Origin of the sequence: Flavobacterium sp. UBA6195 (assembly GCF_002422095.1) — a bacterium.
In the GTDB taxonomy this organism is placed as follows: domain Bacteria; phylum Bacteroidota; class Bacteroidia; order Flavobacteriales; family Flavobacteriaceae; genus Flavobacterium.
On sequence record NZ_DITB01000002.1, the window covers coordinates 1 to 8,005 of the forward strand.

The following is an 8,005-nucleotide window of genomic DNA, read 5'->3' on the forward strand; positions in this document are numbered from 1 at the left end:
CTTATATGTTTAAAATTCAAGTTCAAATTCAAGTTCAATTTTCAAATTTGTCATTGTTCTTGAACTTGTCCTTGCTCTTGACTATTTCTTGTAAAATGGCATTTTAACCACTTTCGCTTTAATATCTTTATTTCTAATTCTAATATAAATTTCAGAATCTGGTGTAGCTAAAGCCGTTGGAACATATCCCATTCCAATAGCAATTCCCATAGAAGGTGATTGTGTTCCAGAAGTAACAACTCCCACAATATTTCCATTAGCATCAGCAATTTCGTAATCGTGACGAGGAATTCCTCTTTCTACCATTTCGAAACCAACTAATTTACGAGCAACACCTGCTTCTTTTTGTTTTTTCAAGTTTTCAGAATTTGTGAATTCTTTGTCGAATTTGGTTATCCATCCTAAACCTGCTTCTAACGGAGAAGTAGTATCGTTAATGTCGTTTCCGTATAAACAGAATCCCATTTCTAAACGTAATGTATCACGTGCTGCTAATCCGATAGGTTTGATTCCGAATGCTGCTCCTGCTTCAAAAACTTTGTTCCAAATGTACTCTGCGTCTTCGTTTTTAAAATACACTTCAAATCCTCCAGAACCAGTATAACCAGTAGCCGAAACAATTACATCGCTTTTTCCTGCAAAATCACCAATTTGGAACGTATAATAGCCCATATTTGATAAATCAATTGAGGTTAAAGATTGCATAGCTTCAGCAGCTTTTGGTCCTTGAATTGCTAATAATGAATACTCGTCAGATAAATTTTGCATGTCTACCCCTAAATCATTGTGCTCAGCAATCCAATTCCAATCTTTTTCAATGTTTGAAGCATTTACCACCAACATATAGTGATTATCGGCAACTTTATAAACGATTAAATCGTCAACAATTCCACCTTCGTTATTTGGTAAACAAGAATATTGTGCTTTTCCATCAACTAATTTAGAAGCGTCATTTGAAGTTACTTTCTGAATTAAAGCCAACGCATTTTCTCCTTTTAAGAAAAATTCTCCCATGTGAGAAACGTCAAAAACACCAACGCCATTTCTAACGGTTTCGTGTTCTACATTTACTCCTTCATATTGTACCGGCATATTGTATCCTGCAAACGGAACCATTTTAGCTCCTAAACTTTCGTGAATGTGCGTTAACGCTGTATTTTTCATGATTTGATGTTGTATTTTTTGAATGCGCTAATTTATTGAAAATTCTTAAAAATGCACCCAGATTTGCCTTAAAATTTGAGAACTATTTATTTTTTGTTAATAATGCTGATAAATCTTGCATTTTAACAATTGTTTGCGGAATTTTGGACTTTTAAAATTAACCAAATGGAAACTACACATTATATAAGTTCAGATTTATTGTCGATTGACATGATTAACGAGATTGTTTTTCAAGGAAAACAGTTGGCATTATCAGAGGAAGCTGTCGTAAACATTGAGAAATGTAGAAAATACTTAGACGATAAAATGAAATCAAACTCTGATCCAATTTACGGAATTAACACCGGATTTGGTTCGTTGTGTAATGTGAAAATTTCGAATGAAAATTTATCAAAACTACAAGAAAACTTAGTAAAATCGCACGCTTGCGGAACAGGGGAGGAAGTACCTCATGAAATTGTAAAAATCATGTTGTTATTGAAAATCCAATCGTTAAGCTACGGACATTCAGGTGTTCAGTTGGTAACGGTGCAGCGTTTGATTGATTTTTATAATAATGATGTTTTACCTGTAATTTATACACAAGGTTCGTTGGGCGCTTCGGGCGATTTAGCTCCTTTAGCGCATTTGTCTTTACCCTTATTAGGAGAAGGTGAAGTTTATGTTGATGGTTTCAGACAGCCAGCTTCAAAAGTATTAGCAAAATTTGGTTGGGAACCAATCGTTTTACAATCAAAAGAAGGATTAGCATTATTGAACGGAACGCAATTCATGAGTGCTTATGGCGTTTTCTGTTTGATTAAAGCAGAGAAAATTTCGTATTTAGCAGATGTAATCGGAGCAGTTTCATTAGAAGGTTTTGATGGGAGAATTGAACCATTTACGGATTTGATTCACTTAGTTCGTCCTCATAAAGGTCAAGTACAAACAGCTGAAAGAATGCGCGATTTACTTGAAGATAGCGAAATCATTGCGCAACCAAAAGTACATGTTCAAGACCCATATTCTTTTAGATGTATTCCACAAGTGCATGGCGCTTCGAAAGATACGATTGATTATGTGAAAAAAGTGTTCCGTACTGAAATCAATTCGGTTACTGACAATCCAAATATTTTCGTGGGAGAAGATTTAATTATTTCTGGTGGAAATTTCCACGGACAACCTTTAGCTTTAGCTTTAGATTTCTTAGGAATAGCATTATCAGAATTAGGAAGTATTTCGGAAAGGAGAACCTATCAATTGATTTCTGGATTGAGAAATTTACCAGCGTTTTTAGTAAACGACCCAGGGTTGAATTCAGGTTTTATGATTCCTCAATACACAGCGGCAAGTATTGCTAGCCAAAACAAACAATTAGCAACGCCATCAAGTATTGATAGTATTGTTTCTTCAAACGGACAAGAAGATCACGTGAGTATGGGAGCAAACGCTGCAACTAAAACCTTACGTATTGTTGAAAACGTAGAACGTATTTTGGCTATCGAATTATTAAACGGTTCGCAAGCTTTAGAATTCAGAAGACCGTTAAAATCAAGTGAATTTATTGAAAGTTTTGTAAAATCGTACAGAGAAGAAGTATCGTTTGTTTCAGAAGATCGAATTCTGCATTACGATATTGAAAAATCAGTTTCGTTTTTGAATAGTTTTCAAATTGAAATGGAAGACTAATTGAAACTATATTATTAAAAAGCTCAAGGTTTCTTGAGCTTTTCTTTTATAAAAATACGATGGTTATAATCGCAATAATAGCTGGTAACGCTTGCACATAAAATATTTTCTTAGAAGCAGAATATGCTCCAAAAATTCCAGCAACACTCACACAACAAAGAAAAAAAAGAGCAATATTTTGGCTCCAATTTTCATCCGAAATAGCCAAAGACCATAGTAATCCTGCAGATAAAAATCCGTTATACAAACCTTGATTAGCGGCTAAAACTTTTGTTTTTTCAAATAAATCTTCTGGGATGGTTCGGAATACTTTTTTGGCACTAGTTGTCCAAGCAAACATTTCAAGCCATAGAAAATACAGGTGAAATAAAGCTATGATTACAATTAGAATTTTACTGATGATGTGCATAATTTTTTTATTGATTAAACTATATAATAAATTTTTTATTAATTGTTTAGTTTACCTAATGTTTTATGAATTTTCCTTTTGTGATGGGTTTGTTTTAGATTTTCATTTCCTGATATAATACTGATATTTCCATCGATTTCAAACATGGCTAATTTTACGTCTTTGTAATATTCAATTCCGTGTTCACGCATGGCTTCTTCAAGTTCTTCTGATGTAATTCCTAATCGCGCTAGGGTTTTGAATTCAGTTTTTCCGTTATGAATTAAAATTTCTGGTTTGTCTTGCACTAATGCTTTAATAAATTTCGATTTCAACATTACTTTCTTAAAAATAGAATTGATTAAAAAAAGTGAAAAAGCAGCTATAATTCCTCCATACAACGAAGTATCAGCTCCAACCATTGCATTTTGGACGGAATTACTAATCAATAAAATCAGAATAACATCAGCTGTATTAAGTTGTGAAAGTTCTTTTTTTCCAAATATTCGCAAAGCAATTATCATAAAAAAATAAACAGCTACACTTCTTAATGTGATGTCGATATACGGATTCATTTAATTCTTTTAAAAACTATAACAATGAGACTTATTAAAGCAGTTGCTTCGGCGAACATTCCAATTGTTAACATGATGTTTGCACCAGGCCAATGCATGAGTTTAAACAGAGAGCCAATTATTGTTATTGCCATTCCTAACAGAAATAAAACTAATGGAACTGAATATTGCTTTTTCATATTATTTCCACTTAAAGTTTTTCTCAATGGCTTTAATCATCTCTCCAGCGATGTCTTTTTGAGTTGCGCCTTCAATTCCTTCTAATCCGGGAGAAGAATTAACTTCTAGCAACAAAGGACCTTTAGACGAACGAATAATATCCACTCCTGCTACTTTTAAATTCATAGCTTTAGCGGCTTTAATAGCAATTCTCTTTTCATCAGAAGTAATTTTTACAACTGAGGCCGTTCCTCCCATGTGAATATTAGCTCTGAATTCTCCAGGAGCGGCTTCACGTTGCATGGCTGCTACAACTTTTCCGTCTACAACAAAGAGTCTCAAATCTTTACCATTGGCTTCTTTTATGAATTCCTGAACTAAAATATTAGCATTTAAACTCTTGAAAGCATTAATTACGGATTCAGCTGCTTTTTTAGTTTCTGCCAAAACGACACCTTTTCCTTGTGTTCCTTCTAATAATTTTACAATCAAAGGCGAACCTCCAACCATTTTAATTAAATCGTCAGTATCTAAAGGAGAGTTGGCAAATCCAGTAGTAGGAATGTCAACTCCATTGTTTAATAATAATTGTAATGAAAATAATTTATCTCTCGATTGCGTAATAGCAGAAGCATTGTTTAAAGCAAATACTTTTAAAGCTTCAAATTGACGTGTCAAAGCGCAACCATAATACGTCATGCTAGGACGAATTCTTGGAATTACGGCATCAAAATCATTCAATACTTTTCCACCACGATAATGGATTTCAGGTTTTGTAGCATCTAATTTCATGTAGCAGTACTTCAAATTTAAGAAATGCATTTCATGACCTCTTAATTCACCTGCTTCTAAAATACGTTTGTTGCTGTATAATTCAGGATTACTAGCTAATAAACCAATTTTTAATCCTTTTTTGTTTTCTGTTGCAGCGTAATAATATTCTTTAAGTTTTTCGGTTGTAGGTTGCCCTAATAAATAGCGTTTTTCAGGATCGACTAAAACACGTCCTGACATCGCTTCACGACCTAATAACATCCGGAAACCCATTGAATCGCGATTAGTTAAAGTAACCTCAATTTCCCAAGTTTTGCCACCAATTTCAAGTTTGGTTTTAATTACATAGCGCTGTTCTCTGAAACCACTGGAACTTTTAACTACTCTTTTGTCAATTAAAGGGGCTTCACAGTGAATAACTGCTTTTGCATTATTTTGTATAGGATTGATATCGAATTTAACCCAACTCTCGCTGTCTTTTTCAAATGTAACAATATTGATGGCGTGCAATGCTGATGTTTTTGCACCCGAGTCAACACGAGCTTTGATAGTTGGAATACCTAGAGCAGGGAAGGAGCACCATTCTTCACTTCCTACGATAACTTTGTCTTGCATAAATGAATTGTAATTTAGAACTAATGTAGTATTTTTTTTAATACAATTATCATTTCTGCAAATAAAAAAAAACCAAGCTTAAGAGCTTGGTTCTTCTAGTTTTTTAATTTCTATTTTGAGTTCTTGACTACTTTCATCTAAATCCATGAAAATCTGGTCGCCTTCATGAATTTTATGTGTGATGATTTCCTCAGCAAGAGCATCTTCCACATATTTTTGAATGGCTCTTTTTAAAGGTCGGGCACCAAATTGCTTATCGAAACCTTTATCGGCAATGAAATCTTTTGCTTTTTCAGAAAGAACAAGCGTGTAGCCTAAATCTTTAACTCTTAAATACAATTTATCCATTTCGATATTAATAATTTTATCAATATCATGTTTTTCTAGTGCATTGAATACTATTACATCATCAATACGATTCAAGAATTCTGGAGCAAATGCTTTTTTCAAGGCATTTTCGATAATTCCTTTAGAATGTTCTTCGGTTTGTGCTTGTTTAGAAGCCGTGCCAAATCCAACTCCAGTTCCAAAATCTTTTAATTGGCGAGCACCAACGTTTGAAGTCATGATGATAATCGTATTTCTAAAATCGATTTTACGACCTAAACTATCGGTTAAATGTCCGTCATCTAAAACTTGTAGCATCATATTGAAAACATCAGGATGTGCTTTTTCGATTTCGTCTAAAAGCACCACACAATAAGGTTTTCTTCTTACTTTTTCAGTTAATTGTCCACCTTCTTCGTATCCAACGTATCCTGGAGGCGCTCCAACTAAACGAGAAATCGCAAATTTTTCCATGTATTCACTCATGTCGATACGAACTAGTGCATCTTCTGAATCGAATAATTCTTTTGCAATAACTTTTGCTAATTGTGTTTTACCAACTCCGGTTTGACCTAAGAAAATAAACGAACCAATTGGCTTGTTTGGATCTTTTAATCCGGCACGATTTCTTTGGATAGATTTTGCGATTTTTAATACCGCTTCGTCTTGTCCAATTACTTTACCTTTAATTAGTTCAGGTAAGTGAGCTAATTTATTACTTTCGGTTTGAGCAATACGATTTACTGGGATTCCAGTCATCATAGAAACTACATCCGCAACGTTATCTTCTGTAACGGTTACTTTGTTGTTTTTGGAATCTTCTTCCCATTGTTCTTGCGCGATTGCCAAATCTTTTTCGATGCGTTTTTCATCATCGCGAAGTTTAGCTGCTTCTTCGTATTTCTGTTTTTTTACAACTGTGTTTTTAAGTTCGCGAACTTCTTCTAATTTCTTTTCTAATTCCAAAATTTGCTTTGGAACATCAATATTGATGATATGAACACGAGAACCCGCTTCATCTAAAGCGTCAATAGCTTTATCTGGAAGGAATCGATCAGTCATATATCGATTAGTTAATTTCACACAAGCTTCAATAGCTTCAGGCGTGTAAATTACGTTGTGATGATCTTCGTATTTAGGTTTGATATTATTCAAAATCGTAATCGTTTCTTCAACAGATGTTGGTTCTACAATTACTTTTTGGAAACGTCTTTCTAATGCGCCATCTTTCTCAATATATTGACGGTATTCATCTAAAGTTGTTGCTCCAACACATTGAATTTCACCTCTAGCTAATGCTGGTTTAAACATGTTAGAAGCATCTAATGAGCCTGTTGCACCACCTGCACCAACAATAGTGTGAATTTCGTCAATGAATAAGATGATATCGTCGTTTTTCTCTAATTCATTCATTACGGCTTTCATTCGCTCTTCGAATTGTCCACGGTATTTTGTACCTGCTACTAAACTTGCTAAATCAAGTGTAACGACACGTTTATTGAATAAATTTCGAGATACTTTTTTCTTGATAATTCGTAAAGCTAAACCTTCGGCAATAGCTGACTTTCCAACTCCGGGTTCTCCAATTAAAAGAGGGTTGTTTTTCTTTCTTCGGCTTAAGATTTGCGAAACACGTTCAATTTCTTTTTCGCGTCCAACAACTGGATCTAATTTTCCTTCTTCAGCCATTTCAGTTAAATCACGACCAAAGTTATCTAAAACAGGAGTTTTAGACTTTTTGTTTGTTTTGCTTCCAGAAGGAGGAGTGTTACTAAAGCCACTGTCTTTCATACCTTCATCATTTCCGTTATCATCGTTGAACGATTCTGCTTTCGGTAAATTTTCTAAATAATCGTCTTCGTTTGTCATCATGGCTGTATATTGCTCTTTAACGGTTTCGTAATCTATTTTAATTTTATTCAATAATTTTGTTGTAGGGTCATTTTCATTTCTTAAAATACACAACAAAAGATGTGCTGTGCTAATCTCAGAATTATTGAATAATTTAGCTTCTAAAAATGTGGTTTTCAAAGCTCTTTCGGCTTGTCTAGTAAGATGTAAATTTTGTTTTTCTAAATTTTGAATTCCATTAGGGTTGGCAGGGCTCAGAATTTCAACTTTTTTTCTTAGATGAGATAAATCTATTCCTAAGTTGTTTAAAATATTTATTGCTTTACCATTACCGTCTCTTAGTATCCCGAGCATTAAATGTTCAGTACCAATAAAGTCATGACCTAAACGTAAAGCTTCTTCTTTACTGTAGGTAATTACATCTTTAACTCTTGGTGAAAAATTATCGTCCATAATAATTATAGTAATGATTGTAAAATTACAA

General features: G+C 33.8%; 7 protein-coding genes. 1 reads left to right on the plus strand and 6 read right to left on the minus strand.

Translation table 11 applies throughout. The annotated features are described in order from the left end of the window. Window positions 1-81: 81 nt before the first annotated feature. Window positions 82-1,164, minus strand: a complete 1,083-nt coding sequence (gene gcvT / locus B4I81_RS00130; RefSeq protein ID WP_291106146.1) for a glycine cleavage system aminomethyltransferase GcvT — start codon at window positions 1,162-1,164, stop codon at window positions 82-84. 165 nt (window positions 1,165-1,329) lie between these two features. On the opposite strand from gcvT, the gene hutH reads away from it, so the two are divergent. Then, window positions 1,330-2,832, plus strand: coding sequence for a histidine ammonia-lyase (gene hutH, locus B4I81_RS00135; protein ID WP_291106148.1), 1,503 nt, complete (start codon window positions 1,330-1,332; stop codon window positions 2,830-2,832). Between the two features lie 46 nt (window positions 2,833-2,878). Here the strand turns inward: hutH and B4I81_RS00140 are convergent, their stop codons facing one another. The 5 genes from B4I81_RS00140 to B4I81_RS00155 form a co-directional block, all read right to left on the minus strand. Then, window positions 2,879-3,241: a DUF1304 domain-containing protein gene (locus B4I81_RS00140; protein ID WP_291106150.1), complete on the minus strand. Its 363-nt coding sequence runs from the start codon at window positions 3,239-3,241 to the stop codon at window positions 2,879-2,881. A gap of 38 nt (window positions 3,242-3,279) precedes the next feature. Then, a complete protein-coding gene (locus B4I81_RS00145) occupies window positions 3,280-3,795 on the minus strand; it encodes a DUF421 domain-containing protein (RefSeq protein ID WP_291106152.1) in 516 nt (171 codons plus the stop codon). Continuing rightward, window positions 3,792-3,974 carry a GldL-related protein gene (locus B4I81_RS11845; protein ID WP_414655065.1) on the minus strand — a complete coding sequence of 61 codons (183 nt, stop codon included), beginning with the start codon at window positions 3,972-3,974 and terminating at the stop codon, window positions 3,792-3,794. Before B4I81_RS11845 ends, B4I81_RS00145 begins: the two co-directional genes overlap by 4 nt. 1 nt (window position 3,975) lies before the next feature. Further along, window positions 3,976-5,343 carry a 30S ribosomal protein S6--L-glutamate ligase gene (gene rimK, locus B4I81_RS00150; RefSeq protein ID WP_291106154.1) on the minus strand — a complete coding sequence of 456 codons (1,368 nt, stop codon included), beginning with the start codon at window positions 5,341-5,343 and terminating at the stop codon, window positions 3,976-3,978. 78 nt (window positions 5,344-5,421) lie between these two features. Further along, a complete protein-coding gene (locus tag B4I81_RS00155; RefSeq protein ID WP_291106156.1) occupies window positions 5,422-7,974 on the minus strand; it encodes an ATP-dependent Clp protease ATP-binding subunit in 2,553 nt (850 codons plus the stop codon). Between the last annotated feature and the right edge of the window lie 31 nt (window positions 7,975-8,005).

What these genes read in the sequence shown, in the direction of transcription:
- gcvT (WP_291106146.1), bottom strand. Translation starts at nt 1,164, where the DNA reads ATGAAAAATACAGCGTTAACGCACATTCACGAAAGTTTAGGAGCTAAA.
- hutH (WP_291106148.1), top strand. Translation starts at nt 1,330, where the DNA reads ATGGAAACTACACATTATATAAGTTCAGATTTATTGTCGATTGACATG.
- B4I81_RS00140 (WP_291106150.1), bottom strand. Translation starts at nt 3,241, where the DNA reads ATGCACATCATCAGTAAAATTCTAATTGTAATCATAGCTTTATTTCAC.
- B4I81_RS00145 (WP_291106152.1), bottom strand. Translation starts at nt 3,795, where the DNA reads ATGAATCCGTATATCGACATCACATTAAGAAGTGTAGCTGTTTATTTT.
- B4I81_RS11845 (WP_414655065.1), bottom strand. Translation starts at nt 3,974, where the DNA reads ATGAAAAAGCAATATTCAGTTCCATTAGTTTTATTTCTGTTAGGAATG.
- rimK (WP_291106154.1), bottom strand. Translation starts at nt 5,343, where the DNA reads ATGCAAGACAAAGTTATCGTAGGAAGTGAAGAATGGTGCTCCTTCCCT.
- B4I81_RS00155 (WP_291106156.1), bottom strand. Translation starts at nt 7,974, where the DNA reads ATGGACGATAATTTTTCACCAAGAGTTAAAGATGTAATTACCTACAGT.